This window comes from Paenibacillus sp. FSL R5-0473, assembly GCF_038004565.1.
GTDB lineage: Bacteria > Bacillota > Bacilli > Paenibacillales > Paenibacillaceae > Paenibacillus > Paenibacillus amylolyticus.
This window is the reverse complement of the sequence record NZ_JBBORL010000001.1, coordinates 258,470-284,843: the sequence shown is the minus strand read 5'-3', so window position 1 is coordinate 284,843 and position 26,374 is coordinate 258,470. Positions and strand designations below refer to the sequence as shown.

Genomic DNA, 26,374 nt, shown 5'->3' with positions numbered 1-26,374 from the left:
GCCCTTCACTTCCAAAAGGAAGTTGAAGGGCTGTTTTTGTTGATCTAACAATAAATATTCAACCCAACAGCTATTAAACAGCATTCCCGTTAGCATAGTCCTTCGGATGAAATTGAGGATAGATGCTTGCGCAACTGCTTTTTATCTATTTTATCCACGGCTGTTCTCGGCAAAGTATCCACAATGAACAGTTGAGTCGGCCATTTGTACGGAGCAAGGTGTGGCTCACAAAACGCCCGCACCTGCGTCAGATCCATACTTTCACCATCCTGTAACACGATGAAAGCGACAAGTTCCTCGCCTTCGTCAGGAAGAGGATGTCCGATTATGGCCGCCTCGCTTACCGACTCATGGCTCACAATAACATGCTCCACTTCGGCACAGAACACATTGGAACCGTCCACAATAATCATATCCTTCAAGCGATCAAACACATAAAGGTAACCTTCGGCATCCAGACAACCGACATCCCCAGTTCGAATCCAACCATCGGACATGGTCTCGGCAGTAGCCTCCAACTGGCGCCAATACCCCAGCATGGTCTGTTGACCTCGAACAACGATTTCTCCAGCCTCGCCCGTAACTGTCTCACTTCCGTCCGTATCTAATATCCGAACTTCGAAGGCCTGCTCACCTTGGGCAGCCAAGTCAGCAGGACGACCTACGGATCGAAGGCGATGGGGATCGCCCATATGCTGAGCAGGAAAAAGGCGGCTTATGGACATTCCACATTCCGCTTGTGAGTAGTTGTTCACAATGATAACTTCAGGAAATTGCGATACAACCTCCTGTAGTGTATCCGGGGAAATAATGGACCCTCCGCAGCCAATAAGCGATAGACTCTTCAAGTTTCTACCTCCTACGGATGCCTCGCGGGTAAGATCACGAAGCAGTTGGCCTACTGTGCTGAGTTGTGTAATCTGATCACGTTCAATAGCTTCCATAATGCGGTGTACATCCGCCGGGTATTCGTCTAGAAATACAAGACAGCCTCCGGCAGCCATGGTCGCCCACAGCTGGAACTGACCTACCAGATGGGATAAGTTGAGCACTAACACACGACGCTTGAGATCATGACCGAAGCCTGCAGAAGGCGTAAGTTGATTCCAAGCAGCCATACCACGATGCGAATGCATGACCCCTTTTGGCCGACCAGTTGTCCCACCCGTATAAATCAGGACTGCCGTATCGTCTAAACTTCGTTTGGAATGGTCTTTTGGAGAGAACGCAGGTTCCTGCTGTAAAAGAGCAGCGAGCGAACTGCTATTCGTCCCTTCTTCGTCTATCGTGAACAGTTTTGGACAATACCCAAGAAGCTTTACCGTGGCAATAGCTACTTTAGCATGTTGGTCATCATGAATAACCATATGTGGTTCTGCATCCTGAAATATGGCAGCGAGTTCAGGTACTGTTAGCATAGGAGAAGGAACGAGTGGTATAGCGCCGATCCCAACTGCTGCATAAAACGCAACAACAAGCTGGGGATCTGGATCACCTAAAAGGGCAATACGATCACCGGCCCGGAGTCCTTCAACATACAGGGTATGACTGAATCTTTCAACCAGACCGTAAAGCTCCCCATAACTCATCGTTTGCCCATGTCTCATTAACGCAGGTTCCTCAGGGTACAGACTTGCTGCAATTGGCAATCGTTCGGATAGAAGCAAGCAATTACCCCCAACATTTAAATTTCCATTTCTCCGTTAAGAAAACTATGGAATAAAAAGAGAGTAGCATATATCTGGAATAATAAGTAATCATTATCCTCTATTAAAACCATAAATTCTCCTGATATTACAGTTCTGCTCACAGACGATCCTTGCCGTTAACCTACTTGCTAGCTTAATTAGGCAGATCAAATTTGGCTTCTTTCTAAACTGAAATACAACATTTCTGTTTATCATTACGTTTATTTAGGAAACGAGTACCCAGGAGGGGATTGTCATAAAAGTACAGACAATGCATTTTATTTTCAGTGTTGTAGCGTTATTTTTACTATCAGCTTGCGCAGGTGGTGTTACTGGCTCTAGCCAGCAGAATGAACCAGGTGAACCTTATCGTATGGCGTTGGAGGAGTTAATTTCAACAGATACGGCTCTTAATGAAAACATGGAGTATATCTCATTGGATTTTGATAAAGGAATTTCATTAAAGGATTCTGATAAGAAAAGCATTGACGATTACCTTCACAGCAAATATAACGTAAAAATTTATAACCTAACCTATGAAGAATTGATTGAAGAAGGACTGTCTGAACGGTCTGATAATACGCTAAAAGGGATTTTACTGAAAATTGAAAAGCAGGAGAAGCAATCAGATAATAACATTGCCATAGAGGTCAGTAAGTATCGTGCCAATGAGGGGTCGCTCTCTGCAAAAATAACTTTAACCTATGAGGAAGGTAAATGGAAAGTTGCTACTCATACTCCTACAAGGGAAAGTTAAGGATATAATTTTTTTCCAGTGAGAGTACTAGGAAAAGTTTACTATGACAATTATCGAAGTAGCCCTTTTGGGCTTTTTTTTGTCCGTATTTTCTGGAGTACATCCCCCCTAAAGGTATACCAATAAGGATTGTTAGCATTTTTGCACGATCCCTATTGTCATCCGTTAGTTCTAAACCGCAGTTGATTACGTCGATTCTTTGAGCATTAAGCTAACGTTTCTCGTTAGTATAATGAATTTCAATTATGCGTTTGAATAATTAATCGAGACCACTCCTGGTTAACTACGGAACGAAGGAGTACCCCAAGTACCCGAAGAAGAACTTCGGCTCGTGCTCCTAGTTTGTATCCTCCCATAGTTGAACGGAAAAGAAGTATCTTTATATACTAAAAGTGAGACCTTTACATCTAAAGTAATCTTCATCTCGTTTAACAAAAAGTTCATAACGTCTCTTTAACCATTTAAATAACCTACTCATGATGTTGATGTTTGTAATTATACATGTATGAGCGATCCGTTAGGACGTCCAAATTTTAAAAAAATAATCCCAACCTTTATTTCGCCTGGCACACTATATAATTGTCAGGAATTACAGATGCAACTATGGAGGCAAAAGATGGATTCAATTGGTAAAAACGGAAAAGAAGCAGCGGAAGCAATTCGGAGCTATGTCAAACCGATTTTCGGTTTTGCATTAAACCGGGTCAAGCAGCGGGCCGAGGCGGAGGATCTGGCTCAGGAGATTATGCTGCAGTTGTTGAAATCCTTCTCTGGGGTGCGGGACATTAGAAGCCTTGACGCTTACGTCTGGACGGTTGCTCGATACACTTGGGTGAATTGGTTGAAAAAGCGTGCACACGCTCCCCAAGCGATCGAAATCAACGGCATGTCCGAACTGTCGGCCGCCCCTTCTCGGGAACCGCTTGACCGGTTGCTGGTAACCGAAGCTTACCGCGAGCTCCGCCGAGAAGTCGCGTTTCTGTCCGACATCCATCGCCGGATCGTGGTCATGCATTACTACGACGAGCTTAAAATCGGCGATATCGCGATTGCTCTGAACATTCCTGTCAACACGGTGAAGTGGCATTTGAGCGAGGCCAAAAAGAAGTTACGGAAAGGGATGAAACGTATGCGTGCAACAGGAACTTTAAGTGTCAATCCGGTCAGCATGGGGGAAATGGGCCATTCCGGTTCGGCCGGCAGCCTGGGCGAAACCAACGATTTTCTTGGACGCGCCTTGGCGCAAAATATCGTTTACGCGGCTTATCATAAGGCGCGTACCGTACATCAAATCGCGGAGGAGCTCGGAATGCCGCCGTCTTTGCTGGAAGGCGAAGTCCGGCACCTGGCCGATTACAATTTTCTCATCCAAACCTCTCCCGGCAAATATCAAAGCAATACCATCGTCTGGGACCTCTTCGAGTTAGCCGTAGCTGGTCATCAATTCTGGCAAGATTGCGCCGCCGAAGTGGCCGATGTTCATTTCGACGCAATAATGGAAGTTCGCCGGCAAGTCGAGGATAGCGGAGTTTACGTTCCGGACGGCGACTATAATTTCCTGCTCTGGACCTTGCTGCCCAAGAACATCGAGGAGCAATCTTGGCGGAGCATGCCGGCTGGCGAAAACTTCGATGCGGTCGCACCAATGCGAAAGGACGGAGGTCAATATATTGCCTATGCGGCGTTAAATCGGAGCCACTATGCCGATCCGGGTTTTGATATGAGTAGTTACGTCACCTTCGGTCCGTCGCTCCGCTACGTCGAAGACTCTCCTTTATACTTGTGGCAATTCAATACGTACTGGAGCGACCGCCAGATGGATTGGCGTTTGCTGGAATATCGGAATGTCGAGATTTGTCATGCGTTCCAACAAGGGGAACTGCCCGACAACGAAGAGAACGCTGAGCAATATTCGTTCCTGCTGGAGAAGGGGTACATCCGCAAGACGAAGGAGGGGTACAAGTTCAATGCGGTCTGGATGGACTCTCCGCAAACGTTGGATCGGTTGAACAAAGCAATGCCGGATTTGTCCGCTCTGTATGCGCCTGCTGTCGGCAAGCTCTACGACAAAATGCTCAACCTGTTCCTGCAAAATCAGCCGAAGCATTTGGAGCCGCAGCTTGCTTACATGGTGAGAGGCAACACCGGCGGAGGCCGGCTTGTCGCTTATATTTTGAAGCATTTGATCGATAACGGGAAGTTAAAACCGCCGTTGCCGCACCAGCAGAAGACGATTTCAACCTGGATGGGGCCGGTCAAGTAAGTCAGTTCAGAAATGTATACGAAGAATAGCCGTTCCCGGATGGTGGCCGTTTTTACACAAAACTCTGTCTGTCCAACGAAGTGATTAGGACATCGCTATTTCACACGGCCCCCTCCTGAACGTATGGAAATGATTAAACGTAAAATACGTTTCTTCAGTTCAACTTATATAGCAAAAAGGCGAGTCTCCATTAATCGGAGGACTCGTCTTTTTGGCTTTATTAAAAATATTTAAGAAGTGCCTTTTTGCTTACTCGCCTGCATCTGCTGGGCAAATCGCATCATCTCTTCGAACTCTTCCTCGGATACGGCGTCTCCATCGGTGCTTATGTCTTGTACAATCGGAATTTCGGGCTTGGCTTTGGTTCCTTTGCCGTATGTACGGGTACGGGTTCCAGCTGCACCAGCAGCCTGTTTGCCTTTGACCTTGGCCTGATCACGAATATATTGAACAGCTTTCTCGTAAGAGTTCACCTGCTTGAGCAACATGTTGGAGGCGATCGCCTCAACGAAGTTACGGTTAATCCGCTGCTCGCCGCCGGATACAAGCAATGCCATCAAATAATGAATCAATACATTGATGACTTCACCAGGCAACTTGTAGCTCAGATCAATTTTCTCAAATATATCGATCAGATTGTCTGGTACTGCACCCGGGAAAAATGTCTGCAACAGACGTGTGTATGGCTCATTACGCAACATCATATTGTATTGATGAATATCACACTTGGTCATAAATTGCGGAGGTACTTCGACGTAATATTCCATCTGCACTCCATGCTCAACAGGTGGTTCACCGGAGTCTTCTTTCCGCTCTGGCTCCTCCATATGCTGTCTCAGCGCCACGACCTTGGCCGCCTGTACGGTCTGTTGCTCATGACGCTTCTTCGTCTGCCTGAACTGCATGCTCGCCTTATGCTGGAGATCATCCAAAATCAGCTGGCCCTGCGGACTGAAGATATCATCTTCGTCCAGCAGTCGGCATACATCCTGCACACTGAGGTTGAACTTGTTCACTACATAATTTACAATGCCTAGTTGTTCATGGTCGAACCGCAGCTGTTCTACATGACGGCGATTGACGGACTCCCGCGGGAAACGCAAAATAATGTCGGCATAGTTCAAACTATTTTCTTCCGCTGCATCATTCGTGCCTGTCCGTTGGGCCGTAGTTGATACTTCCGACAATGCTTGCTCCAACTCGTAATCAATTACATGGGTATTCAATTCAAATATATCGTAAAAGGGAACGGAAATATTCTCTTTATTGGCTGCCGGATAAGGTGCGTCCCCATTTTCCACTGCCGAGAAACCGGAACGCAGGGAAAGAACTGCGAATTTACCAATCTTGTCACGAAGCAGCAGTGTCAAATGCTGTGTCCGGAAAAACTCTGCCGGAGAGAGCGGCGGTTGCAGCTCATATTCGTAGATGTAATCATCATTTTCCGGTATATATAGACGTGATGTCTGAAGTAGCCCCACTGCCTCAAGCTTGGATGTCTGCTCTAACAAATATTTGCGCCCTTTCTCACTTGGCTCCAAGCCAAGCGTCATGAACAGCCTCCGTTGCTGTTCAAGCGGCGAATAACCGACCTGTTCACCGGGAAGATGCTGAAACAACAGCCGATACAAGCCAACCGCAAAAGCACCTACCATGGGCTGATATGCTCCTGTAAGCATACGGTCATCCAGGGCGCTAAGTCCAAACTCCCTGTATACGCAGTAGCGATGATGTTCAGTATAATGGTGCAGATTCTTCATGCGCATAGCCTGATCTCCTTCTCCCCAAAAGTATGTTTATCTATTCTATCATAAATGTCTGATCCTCAAATGCTCAAAAACAGGTAAAAAGATGGCCTGTTCTCGTTCCGTTTCGTCCTAGGTCGACATCATTCACGTTTTCGCCGAATTCAGCAAATTTCTAAAATAAAATGTCGAGAGCCGCTAGAATACTATAAAAGCTGTAGCCGCAGAATACAAGGGAATATCTAAAGAGAATGTTCTCCAGATGTATATGAAGTACAAGTGTACAATAATCCTTCTAATATAAATGAATAGCAAAAAAGCCTTCCCTTTGTACTCGTAAGCGTTTACGACAAAGACAAGACTTTCACGCGATTACAGTGGCATGTGTTGCCTCTTTCCAACAATCTAAAACATTCTGTACCCACCCAAACGCAACTTCTGGATCGTCCAGCCACTGATTATCGCACCAGCCAGTCCAGCGATGCCCGTCATATAGTCTACAAGCTGGAAAGAACCCAGATGTGACATCAGAGATGACGACTGATCCCATAGAGAGTACACAACAATAGGCAGAATTACAATAATGAACAGATAGGAAGGAAACCAAGTTGTCTTCATCAGCATGTTCAGAATGAAACCGATACCAAACATCATAACGAAAAATAATACCATCAATACCAACACAGGTATAAATTGCATCGGGCGACATTCACCTCTTCTTTCACACATTCAGGTTTCACTTCTGGATAGTAGTTAGTGTACCGCAAAAAATGTGGCGAAGCAACGAACTTTCTGGACAAATTTCCCTATATTTATACTCTGTTCATTTGCCCTTCTGCTTCATGTTGGGATACAATGTAAACGATAAAGCAATCACCCGTCCCTTATAGTGCGTATTCAAAAAGACTGGTTTTCAGTACCGAGAAGATGAAATGAAGTTAGAAATGGAGTAGCGGAGCGTAGATAGAGCTACGTGAGCAGCTACAATGTTTCCTAAGGAAACATACTTCGTAAGGCTCCCACTTATTTCGGCTGAATGCCATATTCGATGCTGATGATGCCACCAGGCATGATTCGTAATCAAAAGCGGACTTTTTGAACAACCTCTTATAGGGATTTGGAAATATACCTTGCAGGAGGAACACAACCAATGAACGAAGCCGCATCAACACTGGAGGGCTGGTATGCCCTGCATGATTTTCGCTCGATTAACTGGGCCGCCTGGAAAGCAGCAGATGATGAAGAACGCGCTGTAGCACTGGACGAGCTTCAGGAATTCTGGAAAGAATGGAAAGAAGTCGAGGATTCATCCAAAGGAAGTACCGTTGTATATACGGTTGTAGGTCAAAAAGCAGACCTCGTCATGATGCACCTGCGTGAAACGCTGGAAGATCTGAAGGCTGTTGAGAACGCGTTTAACAAAACGATGTTTGCCCAATACACAACTAAGTCGTATTCCTACGTCAGTGTAGTGGAACTGAGCAACTATCTTGGCAAAGAAGGCGAAGACCCGATGCAGAATCCGGATATTATCGCCCGTCTGAAACCTGTTCTGCCACAACGGCAATACATCTGCTTCTATCCGATGAACAAAAAACGTGAGCTGAATGACAACTGGTACATGCTGTCCATGGACGAGCGTCGCACCATGATGCGCAGTCACGGCATGATTGGCCGCAGCTATGCGGGTAAAGTAAAACAGATCATTACCGGCTCTGTCGGTTTCGACGATTGGGAATGGGGCGTTACGCTATTTGCGGATGACGCACTTCAGTTCAAAAAACTCGTCTATGAGATGCGTTTCGATGAAGTTAGCGCCCGTTATGGCGAATTCGGTTCGTTCTATGTGGGAAGTCTGTTGAACGAAGGAACACTGGAAGACATGCTTAAGCTGTAGAAACAGCACAAAGCACAATAAAGCACCGCGACATCTCCTGTAAAGGATACTGTCTGCGGTGCTTTATTATCTATCTATATTCTACTACCTCAAGCTTGATTTAGATCTATATTGTTTGAACTATTTATTTACACAAAAACGGAAAGGACAGAAAAAACCTGAAAAAGCGAAGCTACAAGCTTTCTGAAAGAAAGCTACATCGGAAGCATACGCTATCACCGGATTTTCCCTTTAACAAAAGGGAATCAAAAAAATCTGGGGATAACAGCGATTGGAAGGTTATTCTGTCATTGAAGTGTATGTGTAAACATCTTTAGTTCAACTTATATCGTCTCTAATCCTCGTCCTCATCATCTACCGCTTTCAGCGATTCGAGGAACTCGGCTGTGGCCCGATCACGGTCACGCCCCTTCTCTTTAAGCCGCTCAATCGCAGGCATAATGAGAATATCCACTTCTTTCTGCACGATGTAGGCCAGATCATACTGATCCTGTTCCTCGAGATAACCACCGACCTGCATCAGGGCGTTGTAACGATCCAGCTCTTCACGTGTTAATAGTCCCCGGACCTGAACACTGCAATGTCTCATCCAAAAAACCGCCCTTTCTTCAGGACTAGCGGAATACCACCAATGATGAACAGATAACGCAGATCTACCAGCTTCTTCAACTGAGCCGCTTTCCAGCCCTTGTATTTCTTGCCGCCCACAACGGCAATAGCTTCACCTTTACCAAGTGATGCAACCGTGCCTTTGCTCGTAAATACAAAAGGTTGTGGCTGTTTCTTGCGAATGGATGCCACGACGTTCTTAGCGCAGTTCACACCCTGCTGCATCGCAATCTGGGCTGTTGGCGGATAAGGCCGTCCTTCCGCGTTGAAGACAAGTGAATTATCACCAATGACATAGACATGCTCATGCCCTGGAGCACGCAAGTAGTCGTCTACTTTCACACGTCCTCGCATCACTTCAAGACCTGCCTGTTCAAGCAGTGAGTTACCGCGAATACCGCCGGTCCATACGACTGTAGCTGCATCGAGCTTTTCACCTTCACCCACAATAACCCCGTCCGGGAGACATTGCTTGATTGGAACACCAATTTTGAAAGTAACACCCTTTTTCTTGAGCACATTCATTGCATGTTCTACCAATTCCGGGTCAAATCCAGGCAAGGCCGAAGGCGCTGCCTCTACATTATAGATGTGCACATGTTTCGGATTCACGTCGAACTCCTTGCACAGCTGTGGAATACGATCTGCAAGTTCAGCTACGAATTCAACACCACTGAAACCCGCTCCACCTACGACAAACCGAATACGATTTCGTTTGTTATCGTTTTTGTACATCGCAAATTGATATTCGATGTGTTCTCGAATCAGTCTGACCGAGTTAATGCTGCGGATTGTCATCGCGTGATCGAGCATCCCCGGAATCCCGAAGGTCTCAGGTTCTCCGCCTAGTCCAATAATCAGATAATCATAGGATAACGTGCCGTCCTCCAGAATAATCTTCCGATCCTGCAGACGAATCTCCTTCACGGAAGACTTGACCAGATCAATCTTGAACTCATCAATCAGCTTGGAAATGGGCACTCTTGCATGCTCAATGGTATCCGTGCCGGCTGCCGGCATATGTAGATGTGTAGTAATATAATGATAATCATGCCGATTCACCAGTGTGACGTCGGCCTCGTTATAGTTCAATTCCTTCTGCAGCCGCTGGGCTGTCAGAATCCCGCCATAGCCCGCGCCGAGGATGACGATTTTGGGAATACTGCTCATGTCTATACCCCTTCCGGTTTCACTTGCATCAGCCCGATCTTGGGTGAGATGCAAAATGCACATACTTACAAATATTGATGAGGTCTTGCCCATTATGACGACAAATGTTAACTTCGCGAATTTATTTAAACGTTTGCATCAATTTCATAACTCACTAAAAATGGATTTTATGAAACTAGATATCGACATATCGCACCGTTTTGATCTATATCTAGACTTGATTGAAGCAACTAAAGGGTTTATGAAATTGATACGTTTGCACGCAAGTTATCGTTTCAAGTTGTGAAATTAACCACAAGATTCTACAAAACACGGGATCTGTCTTCATATTACATATTGACTCTAAATTAGACAAAAAAACACATAGTACAGGTCAAGGATATCTGTATTTCTAGTAAAGATCAAGGTTTTTTTTGTTATTTTTCATAACCTTTCATTTCCAATTTCATCCTATTCTCATCTGATCTTCATCAATTGTTCCCAGTTTCGTGACGCCGCTAACTTTGCAACCCTGAATACACCGTTTATAATAGGAAAGACAGTTCAGCACCCATGCCGGTTACGATCCGTAGCCTGCACATTCTTTCTGTTAACTACCTATTAAAATATGAAAGGTGTTGTTGATTCTTGACTGCACAAAATTCCAGTCATGATATGACTGATTTACTTATTATCGGTGGAGGCCCTGCGGGTCTGTTCGCCGCGTTTTATGGTGGGATGCGTCAGGCATCCGTTACACTGGTTGAAAGTATGCCACAGCTTGGGGGACAACTTGCCGCTCTTTACCCGGAGAAATACATCTATGATGTAGCCGGATTCCCGAAAGTAACAGCTCAGGAACTGGTGAATAACCTGGTTGAGCAAATGAATCATTTTAACCCGAACATCCGCCTTGAAGAAAAGGTTGTATCGGTGGAGAAAAAGGATGAGCAACATTTCGTCGTGAAGACGGATGAGAATGAATATCATGCCAAAGCCGTCATTATTACAGCTGGTGTAGGTGCATTCGAACCACGTCGCCTGGAGCTTGAAGGTGCTGCCAAGTTCGAGAAGAGCAACCTGCACTACTTCATCAGTGATCTGAATGCCTTCGCTGGCAAAAAAGTACTGATCAGTGGCGGCGGTGACTCCGCGGTAGACTGGGCACTCATGCTGGAGCCTATCGCTGAGCAAGTGACACTGATCCATCGCCGGGACAAGTTCCGTGCACATGAGCACAGTGTCGAAAACCTGATGAATTCCAAGGTGAATGTCGTTACACCGACCGAAATCACGGAACTTCATGGGGATGACACGATTACCAAGGTAACCCTTTCTCATGTGAAAACCAAAGAAACTCAGGAAATCGAAGTAGATGACGTGATCGTTAACTTCGGATTTGTCTCTTCTCTCGGACCGATTGCCGAGTGGGGTATCGAAATTGACAGCAACTCCATCGTTGTTGATTCCCGCATGGAAACATCCATTCCAGGAATCTTCGCTGCCGGAGATATCACAACATATCCGGGTAAACTGAAGCTGATCGCTGTCGGATTCGGCGAAGCTCCAACAGCCGTCAACAATGCGAAGGTATACTTCGATCCGGATGCCAAATTGTCCCCAGGACACAGCAGTAACATGAAACGCTAGTTTTGCTGAAATAACATATATTGATACAAAAAAGGGTATCTTACTCCTGAGTGAATCCATATCAGGAGGGATACCCTTGTCTTATATATGCCCGCTGTGTAACGGTCTGGTTGTACCGGAGCAGGCTTGCCCCCACTGCCTTCAGGGACTGTTAGAATGCGGCAAATTGGATGATTACACCGGACCATACAGCCCCTACGTATTCCAAACTTCCTCTGACACGGCAGACGAAGTCGAAAACGTTTGCAATCATGTGATGTACTGTCACCATTGTCAGACGAGCACGCCATGGCCAGTCTCACTATGGGACTTGTCCGGAAACCTGTAACATTGCCTGCAATGAGGATCTCTAGTGAAGAATGGCAGATACGTCGGTACCCAGTTTGCGCTTATGGATTTCTGCCAACAGCAGTGCGATGAAATCTCGTTCGAGATTCAACTCAATCGCTTTATGGTAGGAATCCAACAACATCTCATCGGATAACATAGCCATTTCCCGCCACAACCTTTCCTTTTTTTTCCTCAAAACTATCATATCAGAGATTCATATAGAGAACAAGCGTTCTTGTTATCCACAACGATATGTGGAAATCCTGTGCATAGTTTGTTGATAATTGGAAAAAATGTAGAGTAATCAACGTGTATAGTGTGGACAATATTTATGCACAGGGAGTTTGTACTACTGTCAGAACGTTTATCAGCGTATTTTTTTTGGAATAAATTCATAGTTTCAAGACTTGTTGCGAGTAAATTACCCGGTAATGTAAAATTTCAAACGGTTTTCATACCGTTTTCTTTTATATATTATCGGTTTTTCTTGAATTTTCTTGAGTTTTCCCATTCATTTTCTATTGGGGTCTGGTATTCACTTCCAGAATCCAGATCTTGCCTGAATAATCCAGTCCATAATCAAATCCAAGCTGACCTACACCAGGGAACTGACTTTCCATAATGTACGTACATGTCAGTGTAAGTGAACGCATCTCCCGGCGTTTGTGCCGACCGGATATATGTGGCAGGGATAAACCAAGAGCTCGCCTTCCTGATAACATGGTGCCACCCTTGCTCAGATTTGTCACACAGAGTCCGGGACGAGCGAGTCGCCCTACTAATGAACGGAATACCCAGCCTCGTTGGGTTTTGACAACTTTGACTCTGTAATCAACAGGTCTCCCTTGAATTGTTGCCAGATGAATGCCTTGCTGGATCAAGTACTTGCGTCTAGCCTTTACACGCACCAGAGAGCGATACATCTGGCTGAAACTGGCGAAAGAACGGGTCGTTTTCATATGGGTGTATCGATAAGCCCCACCGCTGGCCGATACCCGGATAACACCGTAACCTCCGCCTCCTACAATAGGTTTGACATACACCATTCCATAACGACTGAGCATTTGCAGCAGATTACCCGAGTTGAATGCCTTGGTCTGTGGGATATGGACAGCAGCTACCGGGTATTTCATCAGAGCCGCTGTCTTCCGCCATTTGCTTGCAAGTTGTCTCGACATGGGTTGATCTCCTTCCTTGAAACAATAGTCCTTCCTTATACATACTCAACAGAAGCCTTGCTTTCTTGGATGTCTGTCCACGGCAAAGGCCCCTTTTCCATGTAACCTGTCCCAGGGGTGATGGCGGAAACGGGAACAAGCGCCCGGTTTACTTTTCAAACAAGTCAATCTGTCGTATGCTACTAAGGAATGGCTTGGAAGGGCTTAAATATGAGGATCTAAGGAGCGTTAAGAACAAATGGAAGCATTTTTCAAATCACTTTATGGCGTAGCCTATTTTGCAATGTCGATCGTTCTGGTAGCTGTTACGGTACTTCTCTTTGTCACAGGTATTCGACTGTTTATGCAAAAGCGTAATCGCGGCTTTGCCGTGAGTTGTCTTATATTTGCCTGTTTCATCGTCTTTATCATTGTTGTTATGTTAACTACGCCCTTCTCTGCCACACCGCCGGGTTCACCGGAAGCCATGGCTGCCCTTCTTCACTTCGGGTAGTTGAACCTCTGTAGAAGGAGATGCTTATGACACGTACTAATGAAACCTTAGGAATTATTGATATCGGCTCGAACTCCATTCGTCTAGTTATCTATGAACTGGATCAGGACGAAGCCTATCGCATCATTCATGAAGACAAATATGCCGCTCGTCTGAGCAGCGTTGTTGAGTCCGATGGAACCATTCTGCGCCATTCTCTGGATAAAGCCATCACCATCTTGAGTCAATTCAAAGCGACCTGTGAAGCGTACCAGACCAAACTGATTCGCGCAGCAGCTACCGCAGCTATTCGTAATGCAAGCAATGTCCTGGAGATTATCGAATGGCTGGAGACCGAGACGGGGCTTACCATTGAATGTGTATCGGGAGATCGGGAGGCCTATTATGGGTTCCTTGGTGTCACTCAATCCATTGATCTGGCAGACGGTTACGTCGTGGATATTGGAGGCGGCAGCACAGAGATCACGGTCTTTCGGGATCGGAAAAGGTTACATAGCATCTCCCTCCCTATTGGTGCTGTGAATTCACATGCCCGTTACGGGGGCGAAGATCAGTGGACTGAGGAGAATGCAAATGCATTATGCAACGAAGTCACTGAGGCTCTCCGTGGACAGGATTGGATTCGTGAGCATCCTGGTCTGCCACTCATCGGACTTGGCGGCACAATGCGTACACTCGCCAAAGTGGAACAGAAGCGTACCCAGTATTCTTTGCCTGTCAGCCATCATTATGAGATCAGTGAGGAAGCGATGGAGAATATCGCTCGCTCCTTACCACATCTCACCTCGGCACAGCGCAAAAAGGTACCTGGGCTCGCCAAAGATCGCGCTGACATCATTGTGCCCGGCGTACTGATCCTACGAACTGTCTTCCAGATAATACAGGGAGATCGTTATGTGGTTAGTGGCGCGGGTCTACGAGACGGGTTGTTGCGTGATTACATGGCTGGAGGTCAGCCGGTCGTTCCAGACGCGCTGAAGGACAGTATCCGCAACTTTATCCATTTTGGTCCGCCTATTCCAGAGAAACGTCTGCAACGGATTCATCAGGATATGGTTACCCTGTATACGGCATTACAAGGTACCCCTCCTGATCAAGCAGATGCCCGAATCCTGTATGCATCCTCCATGCTGCACATGGCAGGTAAACAGATTAACTATTTCCGTTATACACAGCACTCGGCCTATTGGATTATGAATTCGAGCATTTATGGACTTTCTCATCGAGAGACCATTCTAAGTGCCAGTGCAGCTGATTATCATCCCAAAAAAAGAACGCCCCAGCTGCTGAATAAGCACCGGGACATTCTGAAAAACTCGGATGAGCGGCATGCTCATCGTTTAGGCTCTCTGCTGCGCGTAGCTGAAGCCATCAATCGATCCGAGAGCATCGCTGCGATCAAAGCAACAAAAGAAAACGACTCGCTGCAGGTGCAATTCACCTGTACAGCTGAGCCGTTACTGGAACTTGATGGCCTGGAAGAGGCCGTCAAGGATCTGAAGGAAGCCTGGGGAGTTACGTTAACGCACTCCATTCAGCAGGCTTCCAAGGGATAATACCCATGGCCTCCGTCTGACTTCTCAGCGGGGGCTTTTCATTTTCTACAAATACATAATTGCCACCAGGCATAAGTTGTCTGGCTTTGACATTATCCATAAGGGACAGATTAAGGATATCCACTAGCATCTTTTTCAGCTCTGGATCAAATACAGGACACATCAGTTCAATTCTTCGATTCAGATTACGTGTCATCCAGTCTGCACTGGAGATGAATACATCCGGGTTGCCGCTATTTTCAAAATAAAACAACCGTGAATGCTCCAGAAAACGATCCACAATGCTAATGACCCGAATATTCTCACTGAGCCCCTCTACCCCCGGACGCAGACAACATACCCCACGCACAATCAGATCGATCTGCACGCCGGCTTGAGAAGCCTCGTACAATTCATCAATCATTTCCTGATGGGATAAGGAGTTGATCTTGGCAATGATTCTGGCAGGTTTGCCTTTCAACGCATGCTCCGTTTCTCTACGAATCAGCGCAAACAGCTCATCCTTCATACCATCTGGAGCTACGCGGAACGCCTGCAATGCCTTCGGACCGGAGTATCCGGTAATCTCATTGAACAATTCGGATGCATCTTCCCCAATAATCGGATTAGAGGTGAACAGTCCTACGTCCGTATACACTTTGGCTGTACTCTCATTATAGTTACCGGTTCCTACATGGACATAACGTCTCAGCCCCTGCTGTTCCCTGCGTACGACAAGAATGATTTTGGCATGGGTCTTCAGTCCAACCAGTCCATATACCACGTGACATCCGGCCTTCTCCAGCTTACGGGCCCAAGCAATGTTGCGCTCTTCATCAAACCGGGCTTTCAGTTCCACCACCACCGTGACCTGCTTACCACTCTCAGCGGCAAGTGCAAGTGCCGGAATAAGGCGTGAATCGCCATTGACCCGATATAATGTCATCTTGATGGCCAGAACTCTTGGATCTTCCGAAGCCTCCAATATAAAATCAGTGACTGGTTCAAACGATTCGTACGGATGATGCACCAGTACATCGCGTTTGCGTAGCAGCTCAAAATGACTTTCTCTTGGCAGAAACTCCAGTGGGTAGACTGGCTTCACCGGACTGTATTTCAGATGTGAGAAACTTTCCAGGCTATCCACGAATCCCGCCAGAAAACTCAGATCAAGTGGTCCATCAATTTCATATACCGGGTCCTGAATATCAAATTCATCCTGCAATTCCAATAAGGCATCCGGACGAAAATCCTTGCACACTTCCAGTCGTACAGGAGCCCCGCGGCGTCTGCGGCGCAATTCTTTTTCAATAGCCTCAAGCAGATCTTCCGCTTCTTCTTCATTAATGAACAGATCCGCATTACGGGTCACTCGGAATTCCTGTGCAGCAAGCGAGATATATCCGCTGAAGAGCGTATGGATATGATGTTTGATAAGGTCTTCAATCAGTATAAATGTTTTCTTTTTGCTATTTGCCCGAATGGGAGCCTGAACTACCCGCGGCAGATTGGAAGGTACCTGAACAATAGCCATAAACGGCTCGCCCTCTTGCTCCCCTTCCTTCTGTAACATCACGGACAGATAAACAGACTTGTTGTGTACCAGTGGGAACGGACGACTCTGGTCAATCGCCATCGGTGTGAGTACCGGAAAAATAATTTCATGAAAGTACTGGTCCATTGCGCGCTGCTGTGTCACATTAAGATCTGTATATTCCTGAATGTTCACGCCTTTTTTGGCGAGTAGACGGATGAGTTCACGATACGTTTTATACTGTTCGGCGACCATAGTCCCGGTTCGTTTGATCAATCTGCGGTACAATCCCGAAGGCGTGTATCCTGTAAAATCTTTTTGCGTGAATCCGGCCTTGATCTTCTCTTTTGTCTCTGCCACCCTTACACTGACGAACTCGTCCAGATTACTAGCGACAATGCCGAGAAATCTCATGCGTTCCAGCAGAGGCGTTGTTGGATCCTGGGCCTCCTGAAGTACGCGCCGATTAAATTCAACCCAACTCAAATCACGATTAACGTAGTTACCTGTTTTGACGTCTCTATGCATGTATGGCCTCCGAATGTGTTGCATATCTATTCTTGGTTAGAAGTTCTCATATAATTGTACTATTCGTAATCAACATCAAGCGTCAGCGCAGTGTAAACGCTACGTAAAATTTATGTAAATGATACCTCATGGCCGCAACTTTTTCCATCCCTTTACAAAGGTCAATAGACAGAGTAAAGTGAAGTACAGTGTGATTTGGTCCGGTTGCTTGTTCTCATTCCAAATATAGTTGATCAAAGGAGTATATAATGAAATCCAACAAACCTAGAACGTTACAAAAAAATATAGAGTTTTTCACGGCTGCATTATCCCAATGTATGGTAAGCGCATGGCAGGAAGACCCGGCTGGCGTCTATTGCGAGGTCGGTTGTGGCATTGTGGAGCGGATCAGTGAAGACAGTGTGCGCATTCGAAACAATGACGGAACCAAGAGCCATTATGCACGAGATATCACGATGTTCCAGACTGAAAAATAATTTTGCATAAATACGTAAAAAAGACTAGCTTTTCGAAACAAGGTGTTGTATACTCTTGCCACAAGGAAAGGAGGTGCGTCAACATTTCTAATGTCATGTTGAACGTGTCCCTTACCCGATCCACTAGCTCAAATTAAAAGAGTCTGGTGGAGGCGCGGGATACGGATCAATGTTTCAAAAAGCGCCACGGGTAGAAAAGCCGTCTTCGGACGGCTTTTTGTTTTCTCTTTTTCTGTAGAGAGGTTGAGAAAACACCCAAAATATTGGAAATGGACCCTTTAGTAGAGCAAACCAGGATGGCTATAATTAGGATGCAACTCAACTTAAATCCGAGGAGGCATCTTGTAATGTTCAAAAATGTAAGGGGTTTCAAGACATCCATCATGTTGGTTTTTGTTTTGTTATTCACCTCCATCATGTTGCCCGCAGGTCAGCATGCCAGCGCAGCACCAAATTTCGCGAAAGGAGCTGACATCAGTTGGGTTCCCGGAATGGAAGCCCAAGGTTACAAATGGAAAGATAAAAACGGCGTACAGCGCGACATCATTGATATTTTGAAAAAAGACTATCAAATCAATTCCGTTCGCATTCGGGTATTCGTTAATCCTTCGAATGATTATGGGAACGGTTACATGAATAAGGATCGTGCGGCTGCACTCGCACAACGTGCCAAGAATGCTGGCATGGGTGTGATGCTTACCCTGCACTACAGCGATTCCTGGGCAGACCCTGGTCAGCAAACCAAACCTGCTGCCTGGAAAAACTATACGTTCCAACAGCTCATGGATGCGGTATGGAACCACACTCGTGAAGTTATGACGGCGATGCAAAGCAAAGGCGTTACCCCTGACTGGGTACAGATCGGTAATGAAACAAGCAACGGTATGTTATGGGAAGATGGCAAAGCATCCACCAACATGAAAAACTATGCGTGGCTGGTGAACACAGGCCATAACGCAGTGAAGTCCCTGAGCAGCGGCACCAAAACCATTGTGCATCTGGCAGGTGGAGATGATAACGCCCTCTATGTATGGAATATTGGTGGTCTGATTAATAACGGAGCTAACTTTGACATGATCGCCATGTCCCTCTATCCTTCAGCTTCCGGCTGGAATACTGCTGTGACAAATACGGTAAACAACGCCAAGGATATGATTAACCGTTATGGTAAAGAGATCATCATCTCCGAAATTGGCATGGACAATAACCAGGCAGCCGCTGGTAAAAGTTTTGTTGCTGCGATGAAAAACCAAATCCGCAATCTGCCAAATGGCAAAGGTAAAGGTGTATTCTACTGGGAGCCTCAGGCTACACCAGGTTATAACAGTGGATATGGTAAGGGCGCTTGGCAGTCGAATATGATGCCAACTGTTGTCATGGAAGGATTTATTGACTAGGTACGTTGGGTAGAAGTGCGGGCTTTGGGGGGCAGCGTGGTGGCGTTCCGGTGGCGGATCGTTCTTATGATCGCTGTTATCCCCAGATTTTTATGAATTCCCCTTATTGGGGGAAAATCCGGGGATAAAGGCGAACGCTTCGCTTCTTCAGAATCGATTCCGCCCCCTCCACTACGTTGCTGCTCTATGAGGCACTTCTAAAACCGTGGGTAGTCAAATGGTAAGTAGTAAAGTAAAACAAGAGCTTGAGGCGCTGTTCCCGGGGGGATTAGCGCCTTTTGGTGATGAAGTGCGTTGAGGGGGCAGCGTGGTCGGCGTTCCGGGGGCGGATCGTTCTTATGATCGCTGTTATCCCCAGATTTTTATGAATTCCCCTGATAAGGGGAAAATCCGGGGATAAAGGCGAACGCTTCGCTTCTTCAGAATCGATTCCGCCCCCTCCACTACGTTGCTGCTCTATGAGGCACTTCTAAAGCGTGTCGCGATCAATTGAGGAGGGGTGCACCACTCGGGCTGGAGACTGATGTTCTTTTGGCTTACATATGAATATAATAAGTTTATTGAGATAACACATAGGATCAACTTTTTATAGGAGAGGAGGCATAAGCATGAGTTTTTTAAAAGGGCTAGGTCAGTTAGCTGGGGAAGTTACAGGAAAAGTGTTGGGCGGCAGCGTGAGGGTTGTTGGTGAGATCGCAGGAAGCCCCTTTATCAAAGAAATCGGAAACGGCGTAGAGAAAGCAACGATTAATACAGGCAAAACCGTTGGACAACTGGCTAGTGGCACATATGATCTTGCCAGTGGTGCAATTCGAAAAGATGATACCGCCATAGACGCGGGGCTTGCCGATATTGGAGGTGCTGTAACCAATACTGCAAAAGGTGTAGCGATATCAGCCAAGTATGTATATAACAGCGGTAAAGATGTTGTGGTGGGCATGAAAGAGGAAGATAAGGACAGAGTGAAGCTTGGTGCCAAGAATCTTTTAGCTGCTGCTGCGGTAACAACACTCGCTGTCGGTATCATCGATGCAGTTGATGGGGCTGAAGGTGTGGATACGTAGGGATTTGGATTAGATCACCAATAACACAACAACTGAAGAAATACAGCCTAGCAGGGCAACCAAAATATGGAGAAAACTAAATGAGATTTTTTCTAGTAAAATCCGTTGTCTCTTCTGAATTAAACACGAGTAGATGAACACCGTTATCACCACGGGCAGATATAAATGAAGATCCGGACCATCCGTGCTCGGTAATAGTTTATTAATATATCCACCTATCGTCTCGTTGACCATCATGAACCCATATATACTACCGATTATCGCTGAAACTGCAAACTGAAATAGTATCTGAACTACAGCATTCTTTACAAAGAATGGATCACGTTTGCGGTAACGGTTATTAACCATCATATATCTGTCGCCTCCTCGTTTTTCTATTACTCTTTTTGGTTACTATTTTTGATTACTACTCCTGTATTTTACCATAACGTTGATCAGCCTTCCTTTTTAGTTTTTATCGACCTATCGCTCCCCACAAACAAAAAATTGCCCTCTCCACCTCATTGGCAGAAAGGGCATTTATAACGATTAAGATACCTCTGTTCAGCTTACCTTAGCGAGTCTCGTAGCACGTATCGTTGCGGCAGCGTATACGATGAGCGCTGTCCAGATGAGTGCGAAACCAACAAGCAGAACTGGCGAGACCGTTTCCTTGAACACAAACACACTCAGGATCAGCATGATTGTTGGCCCAATATACTGCACAAAGCCTAGTGTGGACAATGACATTCGGGCAGCCGCCCGTGCAAAGAACAGCAGTGGCAGCGCCGTCACCACACCGGAAAGCAGCAGTTCGAAGAACATCGGTGCAGGCAACGTCCATGCCGTTGCTTTTCCTACAACGGCCAAGTAGATCCAGTAGCCGAGTGCGACGGGCAGAACTACAGCTGTCTCCGAAAATAAACCCACAGAAGCGTCTTGCTTGATCTTCTTCTTCGCTAGACCGTACAAGCCAAATGACACGGCCAATGAGATCGCAACCCATGGGAAACGTCCGTAGTCGATAGCGATGATAAGCACCGCGACACCAGCGATGGCAATCGCGAGCCACTGTCCATGGTTTGGCTTTTCATGAAGGAAGACAACTGCCAGTAACACGTTCAGCAACGGGTTCAAATAATAGCCCAGACTTGTCTCAACGACATGACCGTTATTAACCGCCCAAATGAAGATAAGCCAGTTAATAGCTATTAGCAGCCCACTCGCGGTAAGGGACAGCAGGGTCGAACGACTGGTCAGAATGCGCTTCATGTCACTCCAACGACGTTGGACGGCAACGAAAATCCCCATAAAGACAAATGACCAGACAACCCGGTGCGATAAAATCTCGCCTGCCGGTACATTTTCAAACAACTTCCAATACAGCGGGAGAACTCCCCACATGATATACGCAATGATCGCGTTGATTAATCCACTATTCATAACTGTATCCCCTCTTATTGCTCTGATATCTCAACGGATTATACGCCTCGATCCTCTTTTAAGTAAAGGGGGTAATAGGTCATACAGGAATCCATGCCTAGTTCAAATGACTTTTTGTTTGAGCAAAATTCCCCGTTTAGCGCTACCAAATTATACTTTGTGCTTTTTCTTTCTTACTCTCATGATGAAGGTAAAGATCGCCGCAAATACGACCACACCTACGATAAACAAATCAATATCTTGCTCAAACATAAACCACATTTTGTGTTCTAAGTTTACTTGTTGTTTTGGTGGAAAGCCTTCCCCGAATAGTTCAGTTGCTTGATTAATATTGTTCATTTCGATGGTTGAACTGCACGGACTACTACTTAATTCACCATCCACTTCGCTAAAGTATATTAAGTATTTGTTACCTTCCTTGAAATCAAATCCCCATGTGAAGTTGGTTGCGATAATTAGTTGAGAGTCAACTTCAGTATTCCAACTCCTCTCAACTTCCACTAAAATATATCTGATTTTCTCTTTGGTTCCCGTAAACCCCTCTTGCTTCAAGTCTACCTTTACTTGCTTTACTTCACCATATACAGCTCCATCATATATTTCTAACTCTTCTTGGGGGCTTCCCGATTCAACACATGACAAAGCGTTAACATCTTGTGCATTTGAGATAAAGAACACGGTAGATATAAAAAAAATTAACGTGATTATACGAAGCTTCAGTTTTTCCACCTTCTTCTCATAATGTTAATTGGTACATCTTTATTGACCTGTTTAACAGGAAAAATGTTGCATTTTTCCTGGCCATTAGGTGAATGAACAAAGAAGCAACCAATCGGACACAATTGTTTGCTCCATTTGTCTTTATTAAGTTATTATTCAAGACTAATCTAAAAGAAATAAAACTAAGATATTTTTCTTACAGCAAACCATAACTCAACAAAATTCAGTCCATCTTTAACTCCAGTAATTTCAAATTCCATTCCGTCGACCTGTTCATATCCTGTAGTAGGAAGCCATTCAGAAAAGAATCGTCTATATAAGGTTTCAATGGTTGCATCGAATTTATCCCATGTAAAGGGATCAGAGGAAAAGATCGCCCACGTATGTGCTGGTATCGTTATACTTGTGTAACCATCGGGTTTACTTGTTTCACCTTTAAATACACCCAACATGTATGGGAAAGTATCTTCCCCAGTTTTTTTGTAGCTACACACAGCATGCACTTTATGATAATTCGAATTCAAAGAGTTTGGTAGATCACCGGCATTTGTAGCAAGTCTTTCAACATCGCCATTTTCGTGGCTTTGCTTCCATAATTCTGCTGGTGTCTCTACCCCATTTAATTGGAACACTTTCTCTATTCCAAATATTTCAAAGCTTTCTTTTGTTTCGATACGATAGTTCATAGGCTCTTCCCCTTTAATTGAAATAAGGAAGGAAAGCCGAGGATAGGCTTTGAGGGCAGTCCCTTCTTCACGAGCCATCGCTGGATTAACACCATGCAATGATTGAAAAGCTCTTGCGAATGATACCGGTGATTCATACCCATACTTTATGGCAATATCAACAACTCTCCTATCACTATTCTGCAATTCAATTGCAGCGAGAGTCAGCCGTCTTCTTCGTATATATTCCGCAAGTGGAACATTGGTAATGAACGAGAACATTCTCTGAAACTGATGTGAAGAACAATAAGCACATTGAGCAATTTCCTTCAACTCGATCTCGCCGACCAAGTTCATTTCAATATAATCCAATGCCCGATTCATCCTCATAAGCCAATCCATCTCATCCCTCCTCTCAACAAAAGTATAGTTTCGTTAGGTTTTCGTATCGCAACTATTTGTGCGCAATTAAGTTTCGTACCCGTCGGAAAGATATATGTTGTAAATATCCTTTCCGTTAGCTTTGAATTTTTAAGTGTCGTATTTCCTTTTCCATTCTTCACTCCAATTTTGAAAACTTTTTCCCGTTACTTCTTCCAATGTTTTTCCATCCAACGAATATGGTGCCCCATCCATTGCTGCATTTGGGAAGGATGTCCCCCCTATAACTTTGCCTTCACAAAGTAATATTGAAACTTTGGATTTACTATCGTTAAACGTTCCCAGAGGATGGTTTGTTACTGTAAAGCTATATACCGATATTTCCATCCCGAAATACTGTTCGGGTTCTACTTTTTGAACCCCCCAGGTCTGTCTATATGGTATCGTTTCCGTTATCCCGTAGAGTAGTTTGTCTTTGTTTAGAGTGTATTTCTGAACTTGACCATCGTACGAAGAAATTTTATAACCTTTTGCCTTAACATATTCTGTGGCAGTCTTTTGATCACCTGTAATCGTGAGTTCATCTGTACCCATCATCGTGACCTCGTTATTGCACCCAGCAATGATAAAAAAAACTAGCCCCATTACAATACGGATAGGTTTAAAATACATCAAGTTCCCTCCAATGTGCAGAAGTATATTCATCATTTTGACGATTCGTTCATTAACTAGTTGCGTTATTCTGCCATTACATAAACAAGGAAACAGCCAATTCCTTTGATCAGGAGTTTCCTTGTTTTATTGTCCTGTTATTTGAATCACTTCTCTTTTTCAGTTCCCAATTGGATGTCTTCAAATGGTACGTATTTATTCAGTTCAACTTCTTTATATACGTGTACATAATTGACAGCAAAGGTTGGAAAAGGAGCCAATTCCTTAATTGTTAAGAGCTTCATTTCTTCTATCTCAGTCTCGTTCATACCCCAATAGGTTTGCCCCAAGGTTAAATGAGGATGATATTTATCCATTTCAAAGTAACGGTCTAAAAGTTCTTGTGATGGAGAAATCGCTTTTACCAAATTTCGATGTAACTCAATGATATTGCTCGTTTCAACACTAAGAAATGTAACAGCACTTCCAAACGATCCCGGTTCTGATAATGATAATTGAAAACTTGGCATTAAAGAGCATGTCTGTCTCACACTTTCTAACCAATGAAGATCAACGGTAAGACCACCCTGCGCTTTTACAGTGATATGAGGCTCGACTACATCATTAAGACGATTACTTGCCCAACGATCACGAAATGCCACAATCTTTTCTTTATAATCATCTGGAGGGGTAATTCCAATGAAGTATTTCATATTACCTTCACGTCCTTTACCAAACTAAATAAAGCTTAAAATCAAAAAGCAGCCGACCCTTTTGATCAACTGCCGAATGGTGTTCATTTCAGTAACGTTTCACTTTCCTCCAACATGAAACACACCGATTACGGTTTCACCATCCTTGTCATACAGTGGAATATCACGACCATCTGGTGATCTGCTGTTCTGTATCGCAATAGCTTCTTCAGGTGTTTTGGGTTGCTCGCCATCCATCTCTTTTTTCAGCAGATATCCGTCTGTACCATCCACACCAGTAGCCAAGATTAAATCAGGTTCCGTTTCTGGAGAAGTCGCATATGCGGCAGAACCATATGTCTGTCCATTCTTATTTTTCGGATAAAAAGAAGTGATGTGAAATTGATTCATCTTATTTTTAACGTTTGTATATTGGGATAACCCTGAACCACTCGATACACTAATCATAAAAACCGCAAAGATCAATAGTATAACTCCTTTGGAATACATCTTCACAACTGTTCACTCCCTTATACTTTTGAACTCGCAGCAATTCCAATGAAGAGATGATGGTTCTCACATAATCACATTTCCTTCCCATCTTTAGAATAATATAACATAGATTCAAAGGAGTAGTTGGAAGTTGAACGATAATCATCTAACCTGTCTAACGTTATTGCAGAACATCCCTCTTCGATAACATAAAAAAACGGACACCGATCTGTGGAGATCAGCGTCCGTTTGTATGTTCCATATTATCATTTAAAAGTGTTACTTCACTTCACCAACAACGGTAAAGCGCTCGTTTTTGTGTTGTGGATTCTCGATCTCATCAACCAAAGCAATCGCATAGTCTGCATAGCTGATGTAGCTGTTTCCTTCACTGTTCACGAGAATAACATCGTTGCCCGCTTGGTATTTGCCCGTGCGTACGCCTTCCGGATTGAAGAATCCAGCTGGGCTCAGGAATGTCCATTGAATACCCGAAGATGCTTGCAGATCCTGCAAGTTTTGGCCTTGGTTCGTTGCAGTTGCTTTGTAAGCATCCGGGAATCCTGGGGATTCAAAGACACGCAATGTTTTGGACTCGTCTGTGAACAGGCTTCCTGCTCCACCCACCACGATCAGACGAGTGTTTGGTGCATCCTTCAGGATGTTGATCAACGCTTGTCCTACTTCCACATGCAGGTTTTCTTTACCCGCTGGGGCACCAAATGCATTTACAACCACATCAAACGCTTTAACATCTTCAGCTGTAAGATCAAATACATCTTTCTCCAGCGTATTCAGGCTTTTATCTTCCAATTTGGATGCATTACGAACGATTGCCGTTACTTTATGCCCTCTGTCTGCTGCTTCTTTCAAAATTACACTTCCTGCTTTGCCTGTTGCACCAATGATTGCAATGTTCATCATGATCTCTCCTTTGTAATTATCGATATTGTTTATGTTTGAACTTTATATTGTAACTATAGTTGTTACAACTTAGTTTGTCAACCATGCACAATCAGTACACGCAAAAAAGCCCCTGATATCATGCCCGTGCTAAA

At 44.9% G+C, this 26,374-nt stretch carries 26 protein-coding genes; 10 read left to right on the top strand and 16 right to left on the bottom strand.

Going from position 1 to position 26,374, the window contains the following annotated elements; all coding sequences use genetic code 11:
* Positions 1–89 precede the first annotated feature (89 nt).
* Positions 90–1,667 carry a class I adenylate-forming enzyme family protein gene (locus MKY28_RS01410; RefSeq protein WP_076319802.1) on the bottom strand — a complete coding sequence of 526 codons (1,578 nt, stop codon included), beginning with the start codon at positions 1,665–1,667 and terminating at the stop codon, positions 90–92.
* 292 nt (positions 1,668–1,959) lie between these two features.
* On the opposite strand from MKY28_RS01410, the gene MKY28_RS01405 reads away from it, so the two are divergent.
* Both MKY28_RS01405 and MKY28_RS01400 read left to right on the top strand, forming a co-directional pair.
* The gene (locus MKY28_RS01405; RefSeq protein ID WP_076319803.1) at positions 1,960–2,445 is read left to right on the top strand and encodes a hypothetical protein; all 486 of its coding nucleotides are present in this window, start codon (positions 1,960–1,962) and stop codon (positions 2,443–2,445) included.
* A gap of 616 nt (positions 2,446–3,061) precedes the next feature.
* Positions 3,062–4,708 carry an RNA polymerase sigma factor gene (locus MKY28_RS01400; protein ID WP_076319804.1) on the top strand — a complete coding sequence of 549 codons (1,647 nt, stop codon included), beginning with the start codon at positions 3,062–3,064 and terminating at the stop codon, positions 4,706–4,708.
* A 230-nt stretch (positions 4,709–4,938) separates the two neighbouring features.
* On the opposite strand, the gene MKY28_RS01395 is transcribed toward MKY28_RS01400, so the two are convergent.
* Positions 4,939–6,474: a helicase DnaB gene (locus tag MKY28_RS01395; protein ID WP_036605770.1), complete on the bottom strand. Its 1,536-nt coding sequence runs from the start codon at positions 6,472–6,474 to the stop codon at positions 4,939–4,941.
* A 384-nt stretch (positions 6,475–6,858) separates the two neighbouring features.
* Positions 6,859–7,152, bottom strand: coding sequence for a YuiB family protein (locus MKY28_RS01390; RefSeq protein WP_036673352.1), 294 nt, complete (start codon positions 7,150–7,152; stop codon positions 6,859–6,861).
* 451 nt (positions 7,153–7,603) lie between these two features.
* Between MKY28_RS01390 and hemQ the strand changes: the two genes are divergently transcribed.
* Positions 7,604–8,350, top strand: coding sequence for a hydrogen peroxide-dependent heme synthase (gene hemQ / locus MKY28_RS01385; protein ID WP_036605768.1), 747 nt, complete (start codon positions 7,604–7,606; stop codon positions 8,348–8,350).
* Positions 8,351–8,684: 334 nt separating this feature from the next.
* Here hemQ and MKY28_RS01380 read toward each other — a convergent pair whose 3' ends face one another.
* Together MKY28_RS01380 and MKY28_RS01375 are read right to left on the bottom strand one after the other, a co-directional pair.
* Entirely contained in the window at positions 8,685–8,939 is a 255-nt protein-coding gene (locus MKY28_RS01380; RefSeq protein ID WP_036605767.1) for a hypothetical protein, read from the bottom strand.
* On the bottom strand, positions 8,936–10,129 hold the full coding sequence (locus tag MKY28_RS01375; RefSeq protein WP_036605766.1) for an NAD(P)/FAD-dependent oxidoreductase: 1,194 nt from the start codon (positions 10,127–10,129) through the stop codon (positions 8,936–8,938). Before MKY28_RS01375 ends, MKY28_RS01380 begins: the two co-directional genes overlap by 4 nt.
* Before the next feature lie 654 nt (positions 10,130–10,783).
* On the opposite strand from MKY28_RS01375, the gene MKY28_RS01370 reads away from it, so the two are divergent.
* Positions 10,784–11,758: an NAD(P)/FAD-dependent oxidoreductase gene (locus tag MKY28_RS01370; protein ID WP_207765610.1), complete on the top strand. Its 975-nt coding sequence runs from the start codon at positions 10,784–10,786 to the stop codon at positions 11,756–11,758.
* Between the two features lie 76 nt (positions 11,759–11,834).
* Complete coding sequence (locus tag MKY28_RS01365) at positions 11,835–12,086, top strand: hypothetical protein (protein WP_076319806.1); 252 nt, start codon at positions 11,835–11,837, stop codon at positions 12,084–12,086.
* Positions 12,087–12,107: 21 nt separating this feature from the next.
* Here the strand turns inward: MKY28_RS01365 and MKY28_RS01360 are convergent, their stop codons facing one another.
* Together MKY28_RS01360 and MKY28_RS01355 are read right to left on the bottom strand one after the other, a co-directional pair.
* Positions 12,108–12,251: a sporulation histidine kinase inhibitor Sda gene (locus MKY28_RS01360; protein WP_017692430.1), complete on the bottom strand. Its 144-nt coding sequence runs from the start codon at positions 12,249–12,251 to the stop codon at positions 12,108–12,110.
* A gap of 355 nt (positions 12,252–12,606) precedes the next feature.
* Complete coding sequence (locus MKY28_RS01355; protein WP_076253234.1) at positions 12,607–13,266, bottom strand: YheC/YheD family protein; 660 nt, start codon at positions 13,264–13,266, stop codon at positions 12,607–12,609.
* A gap of 238 nt (positions 13,267–13,504) precedes the next feature.
* On the opposite strand from MKY28_RS01355, the gene MKY28_RS01350 reads away from it, so the two are divergent.
* Positions 13,505–13,759 (top strand): hypothetical protein, encoded by a 255-nt coding sequence (locus MKY28_RS01350; protein ID WP_017692428.1) that lies wholly within the window; start codon positions 13,505–13,507, stop codon positions 13,757–13,759.
* A gap of 26 nt (positions 13,760–13,785) precedes the next feature.
* Positions 13,786–15,315, top strand: coding sequence for a Ppx/GppA phosphatase family protein (locus MKY28_RS01345; RefSeq protein WP_047841288.1), 1,530 nt, complete (start codon positions 13,786–13,788; stop codon positions 15,313–15,315).
* On the opposite strand, the gene ppk1 is transcribed toward MKY28_RS01345, so the two are convergent.
* Positions 15,275–17,356: a polyphosphate kinase 1 gene (ppk1, locus tag MKY28_RS01340; RefSeq protein WP_340934509.1), complete on the bottom strand. Its 2,082-nt coding sequence runs from the start codon at positions 17,354–17,356 to the stop codon at positions 15,275–15,277. The two genes, MKY28_RS01345 and ppk1, sit on opposite strands and share 41 nt — an antisense overlap.
* A gap of 248 nt (positions 17,357–17,604) precedes the next feature.
* On the opposite strand from ppk1, the gene MKY28_RS01335 reads away from it, so the two are divergent.
* From MKY28_RS01335 to MKY28_RS01325, 3 genes are all read left to right on the top strand, one after another.
* Complete coding sequence (locus MKY28_RS01335) at positions 17,605–17,832, top strand: hypothetical protein (RefSeq protein WP_017692425.1); 228 nt, start codon at positions 17,605–17,607, stop codon at positions 17,830–17,832.
* 347 nt (positions 17,833–18,179) lie between these two features.
* Positions 18,180–19,229: a glycoside hydrolase family 53 protein gene (locus MKY28_RS01330; protein WP_445670879.1), complete on the top strand. Its 1,050-nt coding sequence runs from the start codon at positions 18,180–18,182 to the stop codon at positions 19,227–19,229.
* Positions 19,230–19,837: 608 nt separating this feature from the next.
* Positions 19,838–20,293, top strand: coding sequence for a hypothetical protein (locus tag MKY28_RS01325; RefSeq protein ID WP_076253233.1), 456 nt, complete (start codon positions 19,838–19,840; stop codon positions 20,291–20,293).
* 9 nt (positions 20,294–20,302) lie between these two features.
* On the opposite strand, the gene MKY28_RS01320 is transcribed toward MKY28_RS01325, so the two are convergent.
* From MKY28_RS01320 to MKY28_RS01285, 8 genes are all read right to left on the bottom strand, one after another.
* Positions 20,303–20,644 (bottom strand): hypothetical protein, encoded by a 342-nt coding sequence (locus tag MKY28_RS01320; protein WP_340934505.1) that lies wholly within the window; start codon positions 20,642–20,644, stop codon positions 20,303–20,305.
* A gap of 192 nt (positions 20,645–20,836) precedes the next feature.
* The gene (gene rarD / locus MKY28_RS01315; RefSeq protein ID WP_340934503.1) at positions 20,837–21,715 is read right to left on the bottom strand and encodes an EamA family transporter RarD; all 879 of its coding nucleotides are present in this window, start codon (positions 21,713–21,715) and stop codon (positions 20,837–20,839) included.
* Between the two features lie 150 nt (positions 21,716–21,865).
* A complete protein-coding gene (locus tag MKY28_RS01310) occupies positions 21,866–22,444 on the bottom strand; it encodes a hypothetical protein (RefSeq protein WP_340934502.1) in 579 nt (192 codons plus the stop codon).
* A 173-nt stretch (positions 22,445–22,617) separates the two neighbouring features.
* A complete protein-coding gene (locus MKY28_RS01305; protein ID WP_340934500.1) occupies positions 22,618–23,502 on the bottom strand; it encodes an AraC family transcriptional regulator in 885 nt (294 codons plus the stop codon).
* A 129-nt stretch (positions 23,503–23,631) separates the two neighbouring features.
* Positions 23,632–24,153: a hypothetical protein gene (locus MKY28_RS01300; RefSeq protein WP_340934499.1), complete on the bottom strand. Its 522-nt coding sequence runs from the start codon at positions 24,151–24,153 to the stop codon at positions 23,632–23,634.
* A 146-nt stretch (positions 24,154–24,299) separates the two neighbouring features.
* A complete protein-coding gene (locus tag MKY28_RS01295) occupies positions 24,300–24,845 on the bottom strand; it encodes a 2'-5' RNA ligase family protein (protein ID WP_339195418.1) in 546 nt (181 codons plus the stop codon).
* A gap of 99 nt (positions 24,846–24,944) precedes the next feature.
* Positions 24,945–25,310: a hypothetical protein gene (locus MKY28_RS01290; protein WP_340934496.1), complete on the bottom strand. Its 366-nt coding sequence runs from the start codon at positions 25,308–25,310 to the stop codon at positions 24,945–24,947.
* A gap of 285 nt (positions 25,311–25,595) precedes the next feature.
* Positions 25,596–26,237, bottom strand: coding sequence for an NAD(P)-dependent oxidoreductase (locus MKY28_RS01285; RefSeq protein ID WP_047841293.1), 642 nt, complete (start codon positions 26,235–26,237; stop codon positions 25,596–25,598).
* Positions 26,238–26,374: the final 137 nt, after the last annotated feature.

What these genes read in the sequence shown, in the direction of transcription:
- MKY28_RS01405 (WP_076319803.1), top strand. Translation starts at nt 1,960, where the DNA reads ATGCATTTTATTTTCAGTGTTGTAGCGTTATTTTTACTATCAGCTTGC.
- MKY28_RS01400 (WP_076319804.1), top strand. Translation starts at nt 3,062, where the DNA reads ATGGATTCAATTGGTAAAAACGGAAAAGAAGCAGCGGAAGCAATTCGG.
- MKY28_RS01395 (WP_036605770.1), bottom strand. Translation starts at nt 6,474, where the DNA reads ATGCGCATGAAGAATCTGCACCATTATACTGAACATCATCGCTACTGC.
- MKY28_RS01390 (WP_036673352.1), bottom strand. Translation starts at nt 7,152, where the DNA reads ATGCAATTTATACCTGTGTTGGTATTGATGGTATTATTTTTCGTTATG.
- hemQ (WP_036605768.1), top strand. Translation starts at nt 7,604, where the DNA reads ATGAACGAAGCCGCATCAACACTGGAGGGCTGGTATGCCCTGCATGAT.
- MKY28_RS01380 (WP_036605767.1), bottom strand. Translation starts at nt 8,939, where the DNA reads ATGAGACATTGCAGTGTTCAGGTCCGGGGACTATTAACACGTGAAGAG.
- MKY28_RS01375 (WP_036605766.1), bottom strand. Translation starts at nt 10,129, where the DNA reads ATGAGCAGTATTCCCAAAATCGTCATCCTCGGCGCGGGCTATGGCGGG.
- MKY28_RS01370 (WP_207765610.1), top strand. Translation starts at nt 10,784, where the DNA reads ATGACTGATTTACTTATTATCGGTGGAGGCCCTGCGGGTCTGTTCGCC.
- MKY28_RS01360 (WP_017692430.1), bottom strand. Translation starts at nt 12,251, where the DNA reads ATGGCTATGTTATCCGATGAGATGTTGTTGGATTCCTACCATAAAGCG.
- MKY28_RS01355 (WP_076253234.1), bottom strand. Translation starts at nt 13,266, where the DNA reads ATGTCGAGACAACTTGCAAGCAAATGGCGGAAGACAGCGGCTCTGATG.
- MKY28_RS01350 (WP_017692428.1), top strand. Translation starts at nt 13,505, where the DNA reads ATGGAAGCATTTTTCAAATCACTTTATGGCGTAGCCTATTTTGCAATG.
- MKY28_RS01345 (WP_047841288.1), top strand. Translation starts at nt 13,786, where the DNA reads ATGACACGTACTAATGAAACCTTAGGAATTATTGATATCGGCTCGAAC.
- ppk1 (WP_340934509.1), bottom strand. Translation starts at nt 17,356, where the DNA reads ATGCATAGAGACGTCAAAACAGGTAACTACGTTAATCGTGATTTGAGT.
- MKY28_RS01335 (WP_017692425.1), top strand. Translation starts at nt 17,605, where the DNA reads ATGAAATCCAACAAACCTAGAACGTTACAAAAAAATATAGAGTTTTTC.
- MKY28_RS01330 (WP_445670879.1), top strand. Translation starts at nt 18,180, where the DNA reads ATGTTCAAAAATGTAAGGGGTTTCAAGACATCCATCATGTTGGTTTTT.
- MKY28_RS01325 (WP_076253233.1), top strand. Translation starts at nt 19,838, where the DNA reads ATGAGTTTTTTAAAAGGGCTAGGTCAGTTAGCTGGGGAAGTTACAGGA.
- MKY28_RS01320 (WP_340934505.1), bottom strand. Translation starts at nt 20,644, where the DNA reads ATGATGGTTAATAACCGTTACCGCAAACGTGATCCATTCTTTGTAAAG.
- rarD (WP_340934503.1), bottom strand. Translation starts at nt 21,715, where the DNA reads ATGAATAGTGGATTAATCAACGCGATCATTGCGTATATCATGTGGGGA.
- MKY28_RS01305 (WP_340934500.1), bottom strand. Translation starts at nt 23,502, where the DNA reads ATGGATTGGCTTATGAGGATGAATCGGGCATTGGATTATATTGAAATG.
- MKY28_RS01300 (WP_340934499.1), bottom strand. Translation starts at nt 24,153, where the DNA reads ATGTATTTTAAACCTATCCGTATTGTAATGGGGCTAGTTTTTTTTATC.
- MKY28_RS01295 (WP_339195418.1), bottom strand. Translation starts at nt 24,845, where the DNA reads ATGAAATACTTCATTGGAATTACCCCTCCAGATGATTATAAAGAAAAG.
- MKY28_RS01285 (WP_047841293.1), bottom strand. Translation starts at nt 26,237, where the DNA reads ATGAACATTGCAATCATTGGTGCAACAGGCAAAGCAGGAAGTGTAATT.